Origin of the sequence: Enterobacter dykesii (genome assembly GCF_008364625.2) — a bacterium.
GTDB lineage: Bacteria > Pseudomonadota > Gammaproteobacteria > Enterobacterales > Enterobacteriaceae > Enterobacter > Enterobacter dykesii.
This window is the reverse complement of the sequence record NZ_CP126604.1, coordinates 3,167,879-3,184,787: the sequence shown is the minus strand read 5'-3', so window position 1 is coordinate 3,184,787 and position 16,909 is coordinate 3,167,879. Positions and strand designations below refer to the sequence as shown.

The following is a 16,909-nucleotide window of genomic DNA, read 5'->3' as shown; positions in this document are numbered from 1 at the left end:
GTGATTGTTTATGCAAATTGAAAAAAGACTCAAGCAACTTGCGGAGCAAAACCCTAATTACTCACTACTATGGGCACAATGGGAGTTTGACAAAAAGTTATTATCACGAGCATTGAATACTGTTTCTCGCGATTTTCCACATTATAGTCTTCATGATGCATCTCATTCATCAACTATTGTTACACAGATAGAAAAAGTTATAGCGCCAAATATTGAACATCTATCAGCTACTGATTGCTGGTTAATATTAGAGTCTTGTTATTGGCACGATGCCGGTATGCTTATTACGCATAAAGATAAAGAGTCTCTCCTAAGGGATGAAGGGTTTATATCGTACTTAAAACACCTTTCGCGTTCAAATGGAGAATTATCTCAACATGCAAATATCATCATTGACGAAAAGAAAAATGGCGATATTCATAAAGTATTGCTTATGTCGAACTCATTGACTTTTATTATCGCAGATTATTTTCGTACTAAACATGCTGAACGTTCAGGAACTTTTGTACTAGATCCTACACAGGTCAAGATTGATTCCCCAAGAACTATTTTAATCCCTAAGCGACTTTTTGAATTTATCGCGAGCATAGTTAGATGTCATGGGGAGAGTAGAGAGGAAATCTTGACTTTACCTAAAAGTAACGACGGTATGGATGCTGGAGATTATGCACATCCGCGTTATATTGCTGCTTTGCTTAGAATTGGTGACTTACTTGATATAGATGATGGGCGCTTTTGTCCCACTCTTCTTTCTAATATAGGTGATGTTCCTTGTTCTTCACATGATCATCAAAAGAAACATGCATCTATAAAACATTTATATATTGATAGTGATATTATCGAAATTGAGGCTGTTTGCTCTGGTTATGGTGATTTCCAGGCTCAGCAATCTTGGTTTGAGTATATACGTGATGAATTCTCATATCAAAAAAGCATTTGGAATAAAATAGTTCCAAATAGCAATTATAGGCCACTTCCTACAATTGAAAAAATAGATTGTAGAATTGATGGTCTGATTGCTCTAAAAGGAAAGGTACCAAGACTTAGTTTGGACACTAAAAGAGTCTATGAATATCTGACAGGTTCACAAATTTATAGTGAGAAGTATCCATTTATAAGAGAGTTGGTACAGAATGCAATTGATGCGACTTATTATAAAATATGGGAAGATATTCTTTATAACGAAAGCATTAATATTCATGTTGATCATCAAATTCTAAGGGGGGTATTTAATAGTGAATTGCAAGCACATCCTGTTTCACTGACATTTACCCAACTAAATGATAATGAAAGAGAAATCTTGGATATTAATGATGCGCATTATAAATTAGAAATTAAAGATCATGGAACTGGAATGGATCTTTTAGATTTTCAGAAGATCTTGGAGGTTGGCTCTGTTACAAGCGCATTTAGAAGTAATTTACTTAATACTATGCCTGCATGGGCTCGTCCTAGTGGTTATTTTGGAATTGGCCTCCAAGCTGCTTTTAAGTTTTGCAATAAAGTGATTATAAAAACTAAAAAGATAAATTCACCATGCTACGAAATGATAGTTAATAATACAAAAGGAAAAGACTTTTCTTTTGAAATTCGTAAGATTGAAGATGCAAGATTTGCAGGTACAAAAATCACATCCTTTTTTGATGTGCCTGATGCACCGTTGAAAATTGGTGTGGATAAAAATGGAAATGAAATATCATTTGATCCTTTTATGGATGATAAGGGTCAAGCTATGTCAGCACTATTCAAATCACTTGTAACGGATGAGTTTAGAACATCAAAAGCAATGATAGAATTTAATGGCGAGTATATTAATGCTATCTCAAGTAGAAATTTTAAACGTTGGGAAAGCGATTATGATATCGAAGTTGACTACGATTTGTATGTTCAGCTTAATGATAATACCCCACCTGATTTTTTGTTCAAGGGTGTTCCTTTTGATTTAAAAACACCCTATAAAGGTATCTCAGGGGAAATTAATATTTTTTCTGAAAATGCAGGATATTGGCTTACAATAGATAGAACCAAAGGAAGAACGGATAGAATACAGAATCTGAATGAACTATATGATAAGTTAATTGAAAAAAATCTTTCTGAAATAAGAAAAAGCTCACCTTCTCCAGAAGAAACTGATTTCTTATTCTATGCAAAATATAATAATTCCATCAATGGTATTTGGAAAAACTTTATTCTAAATGAGCAACTCATTTCTAGTTATTTGTTTGATGGGAAGAGTCTTTTAATTTCTGACACCAAGTCAAACATTAAAAATATTAACTATCTCACTGTCGATGATTTTGTTTTTGAATGCCTCGGTGATATAATTAAAAGAGAAAAGATATCATTTAATGTTTCATTTTTAAGAGAAGAGAAGGTTGGTATTAGAAACTTCAAAATTGGTATTCATGAGATTAATTTCTTCCCTGATGGTGAACAAAATACGAATATTGATATTAAGATTATTGAGGATATGTTGCCATTAATGAGGCAAAATCCAGGGAGATGGGTTGTTCCATGCTTCGATAAAAAATTTAAACAAATTTCACTCAAGCATAGTTTGTTACCTAGCAATGTTTTTACAGCAAAATCATATAATCTATGGTCAGATGATATGCTGGTCGTGTTGAGAGATAAAAATAACTTGAATGAGGAGTTAGACGTTATATATGAATATTATAAAAACGTCTGCAACAGAAATTTGCCAAAGAAAATTTTTGTTGAGAAATATAAAGAATGTTGGAGGCGTTTAGGTCTAATTTAGGGAATGAATGGGCTGATTTATCCTCAGCCCTGATTATTTTGTTGTCACCACATCCCCCAGCGCCTCTTCTAATTCATACCAGCGGAACGCAAAGCCGGCCGCTTCCAGCCGTTTTGGCAGCGCTCGCTGTCCGCCTAATACCAGCACAGACGCTTCACCCATCATCAGGCGAATCACCGTGGCAGGCACGCGTAATATCGCCGGGCGGTGCAGGGCATGCCCCAGCGCGTGGGCAAACTGTTCGTTACGCACCGGATAGGGAGCTACCATGTTAAACGGCCCGCGCAGATCGTTATCCAGCAGCCAGAGAATCCCGTTGACCATATCGTCGATATGGATCCACGCCAGGTACTGACGACCATTGCCGATGGGGCCGCCGAGCCCGAGCCGGAAAGGGGGAAGCATCTTCGCCAGAATGCCGCCTTTCGGCGCAAGCACGACGCCGGTCCGCAACAGGCAGACGCGGGTGCGATCGCTCTGCGCCGCGCAGGCGATACGCTCCCACTGGGCGCAGAGCTTATGGGTAAACTCATTATGCGGCGGCTCTTCCTCGGTCACTACCACCTCGCCGAGATCGCCGTAATAGCCTACCGCTGAACCTGAAATCAGTACCGAAGGCGGCGTGTGGCTATTGCGGATCAGCTCGACCAGCTTTTCGGTAATGTTCCACCGGCTGCTGCATAACAGCTGTTTTTGCTCTTCCGTCCAGCGCTTATCGGCGATGGGTTCACCCGCGAGGTTAATGACGGCGTCGAAGCCGTCCAGATTTTGCTGCTCGGCAAGATTTTTCCAGATATCGACACCCGCCCCCAGCACCTGGCGCGCTTTCTCCGGGCTGCGCGTGACCACGGTAATGTCGTGATGCAGGGCCTGCAGACGCGCAATGAGGTGACGACCAATCAGGCCCGTGCCGCCGGTCAGCAAAATCTTCATACAACCTCCAGGGTTACGCCTGGCGTCGCCAGCTTAGCGTCATGGAGACGGAATCGGCGTAGCGCAGGGCGTGAAGTTTATCGATCTCAACTTCAGCATAAGTGACCCAGTGATGTTCGCGTGCGATATCGAGCACATCCTGAGTTAATTTTTCCAGCAGAGAGAAGCGGTTATTTTCCACGTACTGGATGATATTTTTGGTGATGGTGCGATAGTTCAGCGCGTCGTTGATGTCTTCGCTGGCCCGCGCTTTGTCTGCGGGGTAGTGAATCACCACGTTAATGACAATATCCTGACGGTTGGCGATCTCTTCCTCTTTAATACCGATGAAGGTACGCAAGCGTAAATTTTTTATACGAATAATGGCGTCTGGCTGTGACATTGCAGGTCTTCTCCGTGTCAGTATTTCCTGCTCATAATACATGAGAGGCTCGCAGGCACCCAGCCTCATAGCGGGTTAAATCTGCTGGATTTTTTGCATTGCCCGCTCGGTGGCCGGCCGGGTCCGGATGCGCTCAAACCAGTTGTTCACCGCCGGGTAAGCGGCCAGGTCAATTCGGTGTTTTTCATGCGTATTCACCCACGGCCAGCAGGCGATGTCGGCAATACTGTAATGATCGCCCCCGAGCCACGGCGTTTTCTCCAGCCGACGGTTCAGAACGTCATAGAGCCGCTGCGTCTCGACCTGATAGCGCTCTATCGCGTAAGGAATGGGCTGCGGGGCGTATGCGGTAAAGTGATGATTTTGACCCAGCATGGGCCCCAGCCCGCTCGCCTGCCAGAAGAGCCATTGCAGGGTATGGTGACGCTCGCGCAGTTCGCCGCTCAGCAGTTTGCCGGTTTTCTCCGCCAGGTAGAGCAAAATTTCACCGGATTCAAACAGGCTCAGCGGCCTGCCCCCGTCCGCCGGCTGGTTATCAATAATGGCCGGGATTTTGTTATTCGGCGAGATAGCCAGAAAAAGAGGGCTGAACTGTTCGCCTTTGCTGATATCCACGCGAATGATCCTGTAATCCAGCTCGGCTTCTTCAAGAAAGAGGGTGATCTTATGGCCGTTTGCGGTAGGGGCGTAATAAAGGTCGATCATTCTCAACTCCTGTCCATGCGAAGAGTGGTGCTATGACAAATGAGTATAGGTGGTTGTTGTAAATCGTGAGTTTTCATCAAGTGACAGCGAGGCAAAGAGATTATATGTTGAGTAAAAACCGATCAGCCTATGAGGATGTTATGAACCAGCCCGTCATCACGTTGTGGTCCGATGCGAATTTCTTTTCTCCCTATGTTATGAGCGTATACGTTGCGCTGGCCGAAAAAGGGCTTACTTTTACGCTGAAGACCGTCGATCTCGACGGCGGTGAACATCTTAAACCGCAGTGGCAGGGCTACGACCTGACCCGACGCGTGCCGGTGCTGGAAATTGATGGTTTTGCCCTGAGCGAATCGTCGGCGATCGATGAATATCTGGAAGATCGGTTTGCGCCGCCCGAGTGGGAGCGTATTTATCCTCACGACCTGCAGAAACGCGCGCGGGCGCGGCAGATCCAGGCGTGGCTGCGTAGCGATCTGGTGCCGATTCGCGTGGAACGCTCGACGGACGTTGTGTTTGCCGGGGTGAAAAAGCCAGCGCTGAGCGCAGAAGGCACAGAAAGCGCCCAAAAACTCATTGAAACCGCCACCTCGCTGCTCGCCCACGGCAACCCGAACCTGTTCGGCGAGTGGTGCATTGCCGACGCCGATCTGGCGTTGATGCTAAACCGCCTGATCCTCAACGGCGACGAGGTGCCGCAGCTGCTGGTTGATTATGCCGCGTTTCAGTGGCAGCGCGCCTCCGTGCAGCGCTATGTGGCACTCTCGGCTAAGCGCGCGGGCTGATAAGCCCTGACGCTTCAGGTATGATGGGGGCAGTCTGTTTTCCCGAGGAGTGACTGATGAAACTGATGTTTGCGTCGGATATCCATGGATCGCTGCCCGCTACCGAGCGTGTCCTTTCCCTGTTTGCACAAAGCGGCGCGCAGTGGCTGATTATTCTGGGGGATGTGCTCAACCACGGCCCGCGCAACGCGCTGCCGGAGGGCTACGCTCCGGCGCAGGTCGCGGAAAAGCTCAACCCGTACGCCTCGCGCATCATCGCCGTTCGCGGCAACTGCGACAGCGAAGTGGACCAGATGCTGCTGCATTTTCCCCTTACCGCACCATGGCAGCAGGTGCTGCTGGAACAAAGCCGCCTGTTCCTGACGCACGGGCATCTTTTTAGCCCGGATAATCTCCCGGCGCTCGCGGCTGGCGATGTCCTGGTTTACGGTCATACTCATATTCCGGTTGCTGAAAAGCGCGGTGAGATTTATCACTTTAACCCGGGTTCGGTCAGCATACCGAAAGGCGGTTATCCAGCGAGCTATGGCATGCTGGATGGAAATACCCTGCGCGTTATCGCACTTAATGATCAGCAAGTTATTGCGCAGGTAGCGATTAATCCGTAAGTTACACCTCAACTGCAAACGCGCCGAAAGAGCGCTTAGAAGAGAAGGTTTCCCGATGGTGGAGCAGAGTCATTTGGCAAGTACAGAGTGGGTTGACATTGTCAGCGAAGAGAATGAAGTGATCGCGCAGGCCAGCCGCGAACAAATGCGTGCGGAGCGTTTACGTCACCGCGCAACGTATATCGTTGTGCATGACGGGATGGGCAAAATTCTGGTCCAGCGCCGCACGGACACCAAAGATTTTCTCCCGGGTATGCTGGATGCCACCGCAGGCGGTGTTGTCCAGGCTGATGAAGTGCTGCTGGATTCCGCGCGTCGAGAAGCAGAAGAAGAGTTAGGCATCGCCGGCGTGCCGTTTGCCGAGCACGGCCAGTTCTATTTCGAAGACGAAAACTGCCGCGTCTGGGGCGGGCTGTTTAGCTGCGTCTCCCACGGGCCGTTCGCTCTGCAGGAAGAAGAGGTGAGTGAAGTCAGCTGGATGACCCCGGAAGAGATCACCGCGCGCTGCGACGAGTTCACGCCGGATTCGTTAAAAGCGCTGGCGCTGTGGATGACCCGCAACGCCAAAAACGAATCGACCAAATCAGAGAAAGAGGAAGAGGCTGAGTAAGCGTCAGCAACTCTCTCTCAGACACAGACTGGACGCGATGGGCTTTTGATCGCGCCAGTCCCCGTCATTCAGACGCTCCAGTAGCGCTTTCCCGGCTTCAACGCCAATCTTACGATGCGGCACCGCCATCGTCGTCAGCGGCGGCTGACAGACGCGGCTCACGTCGCTATCGCCAAAGCCTACCACCGCCAGATCGTCCGGCACCTTGATTCGCCTGCGCTGACACTCGTACAGCGCCCCGCAGGCCAGCTCGTCTGAGACGCAGACCAGCGCATCCAGCTCAGGCCATGCCAGCAGGAATTCTGGCAGCTGTGCCGCGCCGGTCGAGAAGCTCGGCGGCATCGCCGCGTTAATCACCCGGTTCGGCGACATATGGTGGCGAAGCATGGCTTTGTACCAGCCCTGCAGATGCTGCTGGAAAATCCACTGCTCCTGGTTGGCGCACAGCAGGCCAATATTTTGATAGCCGCGCTTAATCACCATTTCCGTGAGTTCATACATGGCCGCTACGTTATCAATCCCGATATTCATATCGATCGGGTCGGCACGCATGGCACCCATCTCCATCACCGGAATAGAGGCATTTTTCAGCCAGTGGCGAACGGTGTCGGTATGTTCAACGCTGAGCAGGATAGCGGCGGCAATATTTGACGCCAGCAGCGTTTCCAGTAATTTCTCCTCCTGCTCCAGGCGATGCTGGGATTCTGCCAGCATGATCTGATACCCGGCAGGCTGTAGCACCTGCTGTAGCCCGGCGAACATCTCCGAGCATCCGGCTTCGGAGAGATTAGGCACCACCATAGCGATCGTCCATGACGACGCAGAGGCCAGCGCGCTGGCGGCAAGATTAGGCATATAACCCAGCTCCTGCACGGCAGCTTCAATTTTTTCTCGTAGTTTATCGGAAACCTGTTCGGGCGTGCGGAGTGCACGGGACACGGTCATCGTGCCCACACCGGCAAGCTGTGCGACATCGGCGAGTGTCACTTTACCGGTACTGCGCCGTTTTCGGGTTAGAGACATACACCTTCCTGCTGACCAGACGCGTTCTTCTTTTCCTTCGCTTCACGTGACAGGCAGTATACGCCTTAAATCCCTTTTTTTGCTGTGATTTAGCGCCGTGATTGCAATTTGATAGCGCTATCACATTTCTGCATGTTAGCTATTGGTAGCGCTATCTTTGTGATCGCGATCGCAGTCATCCAGCGATGTGTTGAATAAAGTTTGCTCATCTTTAGCGTGTAGCGGGAGTGAAAAGTGCTCAAAAAATGGATATATGATACAACCATCACGCTGCAGGATAGCGTGGAAAACTGGCCGCAGGCGCTGGAGCTGTGCGCGAAGCCGCTTCTTGATTTGCAGGTGATTGAGCCTGAATACGTCACGGCCATCATCCAGCAGCATCACACGTTAGGACCCTATTATGTGCTGGCACCAGGGCTGGCAATGCCGCATGCGCGGCCGGAGGAAGGTGCCAAAGGACTGGGGTTGTCGTTATTAAAACTAAAACAGGGTGTCTCGTTTGGTGCCGGTGAGTTTGACCCTGTCGATGTCATTATTATGCTCGCGGCACCGGACAAACATAGCCATATCGAAATGATATCCGCACTCGCAGAATTATTTTCCAGCGACGAGGATATGGAGAAACTGCATCAGGCGAATACCCTGGAGGAAATTAAAACGATTATTGACCGCTTCTGATTTAATTCTTTAATCCGATTATTCACAACATTACGCGACAGCGTGATGGGGCGTGCTCTACTCAAAATAAGGGGACAACAATGAAAATCATGGCTATTTGCGGCTCCGGCTTGGGCAGCAGTTTTATGGTCGAAATGAATATTAAAAAGGTGCTTAAAAAACTGGAGATTGAGGCTGAGGTTGAACATTCCGATCTCTCCTCAGCCACGCCGGGCGCAGCCGATCTTTTCGTGATGGCAAAAGACATTGCGGCCAGCGCCAGCGTGCCGGAAAGCCAGCTGGTGGTGATCAACAACATCATCGACATCAACGAACTTGAAGCGCAGCTGCGCGCCTGGTTCGACAGACAATAACCCTGATAAGGCGAGGTGGATATGTTTATCCTTGAAACGCTGAATTTCGTTGTTGATATTTTAAAAGTCCCTTCGGTGCTGGTCGGTTTAATTGCGCTTATTGGTCTGGTTGCGCAGAAGAAAGCGTTTTCGGACGTGGTGAAAGGAACGATTAAAACCATTCTCGGCTTTATTGTGCTGGGCGGCGGCGCCACGGTGCTGGTGGGGTCATTAAATCCTTTGGGCGGTATGTTTGAACACGCCTTTACGATTCAGGGCATTATTCCAAACAATGAAGCCATTGTGTCCATTGCGCTCGAAAAATACGGTGCAGCGACCGCGCTGATTATGGCTTTCGGCATGGTGGCGAATATTATCGTCGCGCGCTTTACCCGCCTGAAGTATATCTTCCTGACTGGACACCACACGTTTTATATGGCGTGCATGATTGGCGTGATCCTGACGGTGGCGGGCTTTGAGGGCGTGGGGCTGGTCTTTACCGGCTCGCTGATCCTCGGCCTGATCATGGCTTTCTTCCCGGCGATTGCGCAGCGCTACATGAAGCGCATTACCGGCAACGATGAAATTGCCTTCGGCCACTTCGGCACGCTGGGCTACGTGCTGTCCGGCTGGATTGGCAGCAAGGTCGGCAAAGGCTCCCGCTCAACCGAAGAGATGAACCTGCCGAAGAACCTGAGCTTCCTGCGCGACAGCTCGATCTCCATCTCCCTGACCATGATGATTATCTACCTGATCATGGCAGTGAGCGCCGGGCGCGAGTACGTGGAGGCCACCTTCAGCGGCGGTCAGAACTACCTGGTCTACGCCATCATCATGGCGATCACCTTCGCGGCGGGCGTGTTCATCATCCTGCAGGGCGTGCGCCTGATTCTGGCGGAAATCGTTCCGGCCTTTACCGGCTTCTCGGAGAAACTGGTGCCGAACGCGCGTCCTGCGCTGGACTGCCCGGTGGTGTATCCCTATGCGCCAAACGCGGTGCTGATTGGCTTCCTGTTCAGCTTCCTCGGCGGGATTGTAGGGTTGTTCATCTGCGGTCAGTTTAGCTGGGTGCTGATCCTCCCGGGTGTGGTGCCGCACTTCTTCACCGGCGCAACCGCTGGCGTGTTCGGTAACGCCACCGGCGGACGCCGCGGGGCAATGATTGGCGCCTTTGCTAACGGCCTGCTGATCACCTTCCTGCCGGTCCTGCTGCTGCCGGTACTGGGCGCCATTGGCTTTGCCAACACCACCTTCTCGGACGCCGACTTTGGCGCGGTCGGGATTGTGCTCGGCAACCTGGCGCGCTTCCTTTCGCCGCTCGCCATCACCGGGCTGGTCGTGGCGCTGTTCGCGCTGCTGGTGGCGTACAACGTCTTCGCGAAAAACAAACCTGCGGGCGGTAACGCGCAGGAAAACACCGGAGCCAAATCATGAATGAGAAAGAGATAACCGAACTCGCGCGTCAGATCCGTCTTGAGACGCTGAAATCCCTGACGCAGCTGGGCTTTGGGCACTACGGTGGCAGTATGTCGGTGGTTGAAACCCTGGCCGTGCTGTACGGCGCGGTGATGAAAATCGACCCGGCGGATCCGGACTGGCCGGAGCGAGACTATTTTGTCCTGTCAAAAGGTCATGCGGGCCCGGCGCTCTACAGCACGCTGGCGATCAAGGGCTACTTCCCGGTGGAAGAGCTGAGCACCCTGAACCAGAACGGCACGCGTCTGCCAAGCCACCCGGACCGCCTGAAAACGCGCGGCGTGGACGCCACCACCGGTTCGCTGGGGCAGGGGATCTCCATCGCCGGCGGCATGGCGCTCTCGCACAGGCTGGCCGGGCGACCGAATCGCGTCTTCTGCATCGTTGGTGACGGCGAGCTGAACGAGGGGCAGTGCTGGGAAGCCTTCCAGTTTATTGCCCACCATCGCCTGAACAACCTGACAGTGTTCGTGGACTGGAACAAACAGCAGCTCGACGGCGAACTGGACGAGATCATCAGCGCGTTCGACCTGGAGGGGAAATTCCGCGCCTTTGGCTTTGACGTGGCGACGGTGAAGGGCGACGACATTCCGGGTCTGCTGGCGGTGACGTCGCGGGTCCCGGCTGCCGACGCGCGTCCGTTAGTCGTCATCCTCGACAGCATCAAAGGGCAGGGGGTGCCGTACCTGGAACAGCTCAGCAACTCGCACCACCTGCGGTTGACCGCGGAAAGCAAAGCGGCCCTCAATGAGACGATTCGCCAACTGGAGGCTTCACATGATTAAGGTTGCACCGGCAGGAGAGAAAGACGCCGTTGAGATGCGTAAGGTCTACGCGGGCTTTGTGGCAAAGCAGATTGAGGCGGGAAGCGAGATTATCGCCCTGGAAGCGGATCTGATGAGCTCGATGGCGATGGACGGCGTGGCGCGCGATTATCCGCAGCACGTGATTAACTGCGGCATTATGGAAGCCAACGTCATCGGCACGGCAGCCGGGCTGTCGCTTACCGGACGCAAGCCGTTCGTTCACACCTTCACCGCGTTTGCCAGCCGTCGCTGCTTTGATCAGCTGTTTATGTCCCTGGACTATCAGCGTAACAACGTGAAGGTTATTGCCTCGGATGCGGGCGTGACGGCCTGCCATAACGGCGGAACGCATATGTCGTTTGAGGATATGGGCATCGTACGCGGGCTGGCGCATTCGGTGGTGCTGGAAGTGACCGACGCGGTGATGTTTGAGGACGTGCTGCGCCAGCTTATCGACCTCGAAGGCTTCTACTGGGTACGCACCATCCGTAAGCAGGCGCCGAGCGTGTATGCGCCGGGCTCAACCTTCACCATTGGTAAAGGTAACGTGCTGCGCGAAGGAACCGATATCACACTGATTGCCAACGGCATCATGGTGGCGGAAGCGCTGGAGGCGGCGCGCCAGCTTGAGCAGGAGGGGGTAAGCGCGGCGGTCATCGACATGTTTACCCTGAAGCCTATCGACAGGATGCTGGTGAAAAACTACGCCGAGAAAACCGGTCGCATCGTCACCTGTGAAAACCACAGCATTCACAACGGCCTGGGATCGGCAGTGGCGGAGGTGCTGGTGGAAACCTGCCCGGTGCCGATGCGGCGGGTGGGCGTCAAGGAGCGTTACGGCCAGGTGGGGACGCAGGATTTCCTGCAGAAGGAGTATGGCCTGACGGCGCATGACATTGTGTCGGCGGCGAGAGAGCTGCTGTAAATAAAAAAGGCGACCAATTAAGTGGTCGCCTTTTTGTTGCCCGGTAAGCGCTAGCGCCACCGGGCTTTTTAACATTACTGCTGCTGTGAAGACTGGATCGCGGTCAGCGCGATGGTGTAGACGATATCGTCAACCAGCGCGCCACGAGACAGGTCGTTCACAGGTTTGCGCATGCCCTGCAGCATTGGCCCGATGGAGATCAGGTCTGCTGAACGCTGCACCGCTTTATAGGTGGTGTTACCGGTGTTCAGATCCGGGAAGATGAACACGGTAGCGCGACCTGCAACCGGCGAGTTCGGCGCTTTGGATTTCGCAACGTCGGCCATCACGGCGGCGTCGTACTGCAGCGGGCCGTCGATCATCAGGTCAGGACGTTTTTCCTGCGCCAGACGGGTCGCTTCACGCACTTTCTCTACGTCACTACCTGCACCAGAGGTACCGGTGGAGTAGGAGAGCATCGCTACGCGCGGTTCGATACCGAAGGCAATCGCGGAGTCCGCGGACTGGATAGCGATTTCAGCCAGCTGTTCTGCGGTTGGATCCGGGTTGATCGCGCAGTCGCCGTAAACGTAAACCTGTTCAGGCAGCAGCATGAAGAACACGGAAGAAACCAGAGAGCTGCCTGGCGCGGTTTTGATCAGCTGCAGCGGTGGACGGATGGTGTTCGCCGTGGTGTGAACCGCACCGGAAACCAGACCGTCAACTTCGTCCTGCTCAAGCATCAGCGTGCCCAGCACCACGTTGTCTTCCAGCTGTTCGCGCGCCACGGCTTCGGTCATGCCCTTGCTCTTACGCAGCTCGACCAGACGGGCAACGTAGCTTTCGCGAACCACTTCCGGGTCAACGATTTCGATGCCAGCGCCCAGCTCAACGCCCTGAGAGGCCGCAACGCGGGTGATCTCATCCGGGTTACCCAGCAGCACGCAGGTCGCGATGCCGCGCTCTGCACAGATAGCAGCTGCTTTAACGGTGCGTGGTTCGTCGCCTTCAGGCAGAACAACGCGTTTGCCCGCTTTACGCGCCAGCTCGGTCAGCTGGTAACGGAATGCTGGAGGAGACAGACGGCGGCTGCGCTCGGAGGTCGCAGTCAGGGATTCGATCCAGTCTGCGTTGATATAGCCCGCTACGTATTCCTGAACTTTCTCGATACGCTCGTGGTCATCAACCGGCACTTCCAGGTTGAAGCTCTGCAGGCTCAGGGAGGTCTGCCAGGTGTTAGTGTTCACCATGAAGACCGGCAGGCCGGTCGCGAACGCGCGCTCGCACAGCTTGCTAACGCGTGGGTCCATCTCGTAGGCACCGGTCAGCAGGATCGCACCGATTTCCACGCCGTTCATCGCGGCCAGGCAGGCTGCAACCAGCACGTCAGGACGATCTGCGGAGGTCACCAGCAGGGAACCTGCACGGAAGTGTTCCAGCATGTGCGGAATGCTGCGCGCACAGAAGGTCACGGACTTCACGCGGCGGGTGTTGATGTCGCCTTCGTTAACGATGGTAGCGTTCAGGTGACGCGCCATATCGATTGCACGGGTGGCAATCAGATCGAAGCTCCATGGCACCGCGCCCAGAACCGGAAGTGGGCTGGATCCCTGCAGCTTAGCCGGGTCAACTTTGATAACTTTCGCTTTGGAAGAGTCGTCGAAGATCTCGGACAGGTCAGGGCGAGTACGGCCCTGCTCATCCACCGGTGCGTTCAGCTTGTTCACGATCACGCCGGTGATGTTGGTGTTTTTCGCGCCGCCGAAGCTGCTGCGCGTCAGTTCGATACGCTCGTTCAGCTGCTCTGGGGTGTCGGTGCCCTGAGACATCACGAAAACGATCTCTGCGTTCAGGGTTTTCGCGATTTCAAAGTTCAGAGACTGGGCAAACTGGTGTTTGCGCGTCGGGACCAGACCTTCAACCAGCACCACTTCCGCGTCTTGCGCGTTAGCATGGTAGTTGGCGATGATCTCTTCCATCAGCACGTCTTTCTGGTTGCTGGACAGCAGAGACTCAACGTGGCTCATCTTCAGCGGTTCAGCCGCCGGCAGATTGGAGTTCTTGCGAACGATGGTGGTGGTCTGGTCTGGCGCATCGCCACCGGCACGTGGCTGGGCGATTGGCTTAAAGACGCTCAGACGAACGCCTTTGCGTTCCATAGCACGGATAACGCCAAGGCTGACGCTGGTCAGGCCGACGCTGGTTCCGGTAGGGATCAGCATAATAGTACGGGACACGGTTTATCCTCTTTCGTTACCGCCGCAATTGGGCGGGTTACAAAACAGCACCGCCAGCATTGCTGGCGGTGTGGAATCAGGCAGTCAGGCGGTGCGCGTCTTGCGCAATGACCAGTTCTTCGTTAGTTGGGATAACGAGAGCAGGGCGGGTGCCTTCTTTGTTGATGAAGCCAGACTTGCCGAAGCGGGCAGCCAGGTTACGCTCGTGATCAACGTCGAAGCCCAGAACGCCCAGTTTGCCCAGGGACAGTTCACGAACCATTGCCGCGTTCTCACCGATACCACCGGTGAAGATAACCGCGTCCAGACGGCCTTCCATCAGCGCAGTGTAAGAGCCGATGTACTTCGCCAGACGGTGGCAGTAAACGTCCATCGCACGTTTAGCGTCTTCTTTCTCTGCGTAGTTGTCTTCAACGTAACGGCAGTCGCTGGTGACTTCGGTCAGACCCAGCAGGCCAGACTCTTTGGTCAGCATTTTGTTGATCTGGTCAACGCTCATGCCCAGGGTGTCGTGCAGGTGGAAGATGATCGCCGGGTCGATGTCACCGGAACGGGTACCCATCACCAGACCTTCCAGCGGGGTCAGACCCATGGAAGTATCTACACATTTACCGTTGCGGATAGCAGAAACAGAACCACCGTTGCCCAGGTGGCAGGTGATGATGTTCAGTTCTTCAACAGGCTTGTTCAGGACTTTAGCGGCTTCCTGAGTCACATAGAAGTGGCTGGTGCCGTGTGCGCCGTAGCGACGTACGCCGTGTTCTTTGTACAGGCTGTATGGCAGGGCATAGAGGTAAGACTCTTCCGGCATGGTCTGATGGAACGCGGTGTCGAATACGGCCACGTTTTTGTCTTTCAGATTCGGGAAGGATTTCAGCGCTTCAGCGATACCGATCAGGTGAGCCGGGTTGTGCAGCGGTGCGAAGGACGCAGAGTCCTTGATGCCCTGGATCACAGATTCGTCGATCACGACGGAGCTGGTGTATTTTTCGCCGCCGTGGACGATACGGTGACCAATCGCAGTCAGCTGAGCAGACAGTTCTGGTTTTTGTGCCAGAATAGTGTTAACGATAAAGTTCAGCGCTTCACTGTGAGCGGCGCCTGCACCTAAAGCCGCTTCTTGTTTGCTGCCGTCCATCTTCCACTTGATACGTGCTTCAGGCAGATGGAAACATTCGGCCAAACCAGAGAGGTATTCGTCACCGTTGAGCGCATCGATGATGGCGAATTTCAGTGAGGAGCTACCGCAGTTCAGAACCAGTACTAACTTACTCGACATGGAAGTACCTATTATTGATACGTGGCTAAAAAAACGTCAGTGAGTCTAACAGCGTAACGCATGAGGACTCGGACATTTATGATTAACATCATGCCAAACAAACATTGTGGCATGATGGAAGAAATAACTATGATTTTATGCCATTTTGCACAATTTTCAGCCAATGGCATAATGTGCAATAATTTGACGAGTTAATGATTCTCGTCTATGGCCCTATCAGGCTGGCACAGGATACCCGATACGGGGTAGAGATGACAAAATATTTTGAACGTTGTCATAGCTTGTTGTGGTTTTGCACGAAAATTTTAATTTTTATATGTGAAGTTGAGGTACAGCCATGTCGACACCAGAGAACCCGTCCGTAAATTTTTTTAGTCTGTTTCGTCGGGGACAGCATTACGCAAAGACGTGGCCGATGGAAAAGCGCCTTGCGCCGATGTTCATTGAGAATCGCACTATCCGCGCCACGCGCTATGCGATTCGCTTTATGCCGCCTGTCGCTGTCTTTACGCTGTGCTGGCAGATTGCGTTGGGCGGCCAGCTTGGCCCTGCCGTCGCGACGGCGCTCTTCGCCTTAAGCCTGCCGATGCAGGGCCTGTGGTGGTTAGGTAAACGCTCCATCACCCCACTTCCCCCTTCTATTTTACACTGGTTTTATGAAGTGCGCGGAAAACTGGAGGAGGCCGGGCAGGCGCTCGCCCCGGTTGAAGGCAAGCCGGATTACCAGGCGCTGGCGGACACGTTAAAGCGTGCTTTTAAGCAACTGGATAAAACATTCCTCGATGACTTGTGATTGATCATCGAAACGACGACGAAAAGAAGGCACAGTAACAATCAGTTACCGTGTCTTTTTTTTAAGTGCAATGCGCTACAGGAGTCGAAAGATGGAAATGACCCATGCTCAACGTCTGATTTTGTCTAACCAGTACAAGATGATGACTATGCTTGATCCCGATAACGCTGCGCGCTACAGCCGCCTGCAAACCATCGTCGAACGCGGTTTTGGTTTGCAAATGCGCGAACTGGACCGCGAGTTTGGCGAGTTGAAAGAAGAAACCTGTCGCATCGTGATCGACATTATGGAGATGTATCACGCCCTGCACGTGTCCTGGACGAATCTCAAAGATCGGCAGTCCATTGACGAGCGCCGCGTGACCTTCTTAGGCTTTGATGCCGCAACGGAAGCGCGTTATCTGAGCTATGTTCGCTTTATGGTGAATACAGAAGGGCGCTATACCCACTTTGACGCGGGCACCCACGGCTTCAACGCGCAGACTCCTATGTGGGAGAAATATCAGCGTATGCTAAGCGCGTGGCACGCCTGCCCGCGCCAGTACCATTTAAGCAGCAACGAAATTCAACAAATCATTAATGCCTGACGGAGGTGCGT

Annotated in this window: 17 protein-coding genes; 11 read left to right on the top strand and 6 right to left on the bottom strand. The window is 52.4% G+C overall.

Features of this window, described 5'->3' with window-relative positions; all coding sequences use genetic code 11:
* Positions 1–10: 10 nt before the first annotated feature.
* Positions 11–2,761, top strand: a complete 2,751-nt coding sequence (locus F0320_RS15140; RefSeq protein WP_149323829.1) for an HD domain-containing protein — start codon at positions 11–13, stop codon at positions 2,759–2,761.
* 33 nt (positions 2,762–2,794) lie between these two features.
* Here the strand turns inward: F0320_RS15140 and F0320_RS15135 are convergent, their stop codons facing one another.
* The 3 genes from F0320_RS15135 to yfcG all read right to left on the bottom strand — a co-directional run bounded on the left by F0320_RS15135 (position 2,795) and on the right by yfcG (position 4,781).
* A complete protein-coding gene (locus F0320_RS15135) occupies positions 2,795–3,694 on the bottom strand; it encodes a TIGR01777 family oxidoreductase (protein WP_126329808.1) in 900 nt (299 codons plus the stop codon).
* Between the two features lie 13 nt (positions 3,695–3,707).
* A complete protein-coding gene (gene folX / locus F0320_RS15130; RefSeq protein ID WP_023312555.1) occupies positions 3,708–4,076 on the bottom strand; it encodes a dihydroneopterin triphosphate 2'-epimerase in 369 nt (122 codons plus the stop codon).
* 75 nt (positions 4,077–4,151) lie between these two features.
* Complete coding sequence (yfcG, locus tag F0320_RS15125; protein ID WP_126329806.1) at positions 4,152–4,781, bottom strand: GSH-dependent disulfide bond oxidoreductase; 630 nt, start codon at positions 4,779–4,781, stop codon at positions 4,152–4,154.
* Positions 4,782–4,921: 140 nt separating this feature from the next.
* Here yfcG and yfcF point away from each other — a divergent pair, with 140 nt between their 5' ends.
* The 3 genes from yfcF to yfcD are packed head-to-tail and all read left to right on the top strand — an operon-like array spanning position 4,922 to position 6,784.
* The gene (yfcF, locus tag F0320_RS15120) at positions 4,922–5,566 is read left to right on the top strand and encodes a glutathione transferase (RefSeq protein WP_028016228.1); all 645 of its coding nucleotides are present in this window, start codon (positions 4,922–4,924) and stop codon (positions 5,564–5,566) included.
* Between the two features lie 56 nt (positions 5,567–5,622).
* Positions 5,623–6,174 (top strand): phosphodiesterase, encoded by a 552-nt coding sequence (gene yfcE / locus F0320_RS15115; protein ID WP_045354313.1) that lies wholly within the window; start codon positions 5,623–5,625, stop codon positions 6,172–6,174.
* A 55-nt stretch (positions 6,175–6,229) separates the two neighbouring features.
* The gene (yfcD, locus tag F0320_RS15110) at positions 6,230–6,784 is read left to right on the top strand and encodes an NUDIX hydrolase YfcD (RefSeq protein ID WP_023312551.1); all 555 of its coding nucleotides are present in this window, start codon (positions 6,230–6,232) and stop codon (positions 6,782–6,784) included.
* 3 nt (positions 6,785–6,787) lie between these two features.
* On the opposite strand, the gene F0320_RS15105 is transcribed toward yfcD, so the two are convergent.
* Positions 6,788–7,807, bottom strand: coding sequence for a LacI family DNA-binding transcriptional regulator (locus F0320_RS15105; RefSeq protein WP_126329804.1), 1,020 nt, complete (start codon positions 7,805–7,807; stop codon positions 6,788–6,790).
* Positions 7,808–8,041: 234 nt separating this feature from the next.
* Here F0320_RS15105 and F0320_RS15100 point away from each other — a divergent pair, with 234 nt between their 5' ends.
* The 5 genes from F0320_RS15100 to F0320_RS15080 all read left to right on the top strand — a co-directional run bounded on the left by F0320_RS15100 (position 8,042) and on the right by F0320_RS15080 (position 12,024).
* Positions 8,042–8,485 carry a PTS sugar transporter subunit IIA gene (locus F0320_RS15100; RefSeq protein ID WP_047060619.1) on the top strand — a complete coding sequence of 148 codons (444 nt, stop codon included), beginning with the start codon at positions 8,042–8,044 and terminating at the stop codon, positions 8,483–8,485.
* An 80-nt stretch (positions 8,486–8,565) separates the two neighbouring features.
* Positions 8,566–8,838 carry a PTS sugar transporter subunit IIB gene (locus F0320_RS15095; RefSeq protein WP_023336413.1) on the top strand — a complete coding sequence of 91 codons (273 nt, stop codon included), beginning with the start codon at positions 8,566–8,568 and terminating at the stop codon, positions 8,836–8,838.
* A gap of 21 nt (positions 8,839–8,859) precedes the next feature.
* Complete coding sequence (locus F0320_RS15090; protein ID WP_023312548.1) at positions 8,860–10,251, top strand: PTS ascorbate transporter subunit IIC; 1,392 nt, start codon at positions 8,860–8,862, stop codon at positions 10,249–10,251.
* Positions 10,248–11,078, top strand: coding sequence for a transketolase (locus F0320_RS15085; protein WP_045354309.1), 831 nt, complete (start codon positions 10,248–10,250; stop codon positions 11,076–11,078). Before F0320_RS15090 ends, F0320_RS15085 begins: the two co-directional genes overlap by 4 nt.
* Positions 11,071–12,024: a transketolase family protein gene (locus F0320_RS15080; protein WP_023312546.1), complete on the top strand. Its 954-nt coding sequence runs from the start codon at positions 11,071–11,073 to the stop codon at positions 12,022–12,024. Before F0320_RS15085 ends, F0320_RS15080 begins: the two co-directional genes overlap by 8 nt.
* Before the next feature lie 74 nt (positions 12,025–12,098).
* Here F0320_RS15080 and pta read toward each other — a convergent pair whose 3' ends face one another.
* Entirely contained in the window at positions 12,099–14,240 is a 2,142-nt protein-coding gene (gene pta, locus F0320_RS15075) for a phosphate acetyltransferase (RefSeq protein ID WP_047652569.1), read from the bottom strand.
* A 76-nt stretch (positions 14,241–14,316) separates the two neighbouring features.
* On the bottom strand, positions 14,317–15,519 hold the full coding sequence (ackA, locus tag F0320_RS15070) for an acetate kinase (RefSeq protein ID WP_023312544.1): 1,203 nt from the start codon (positions 15,517–15,519) through the stop codon (positions 14,317–14,319).
* A 337-nt stretch (positions 15,520–15,856) separates the two neighbouring features.
* Here ackA and yfbV point away from each other — a divergent pair, with 337 nt between their 5' ends.
* Both yfbV and F0320_RS15060 read left to right on the top strand, forming a co-directional pair.
* A complete protein-coding gene (gene yfbV, locus F0320_RS15065) occupies positions 15,857–16,312 on the top strand; it encodes a terminus macrodomain insulation protein YfbV (protein WP_023312543.1) in 456 nt (151 codons plus the stop codon).
* 91 nt (positions 16,313–16,403) lie between these two features.
* The gene (locus tag F0320_RS15060; RefSeq protein ID WP_059446224.1) at positions 16,404–16,898 is read left to right on the top strand and encodes a YfbU family protein; all 495 of its coding nucleotides are present in this window, start codon (positions 16,404–16,406) and stop codon (positions 16,896–16,898) included.
* The last annotated feature ends 11 nt before the right edge of the window (positions 16,899–16,909 follow it).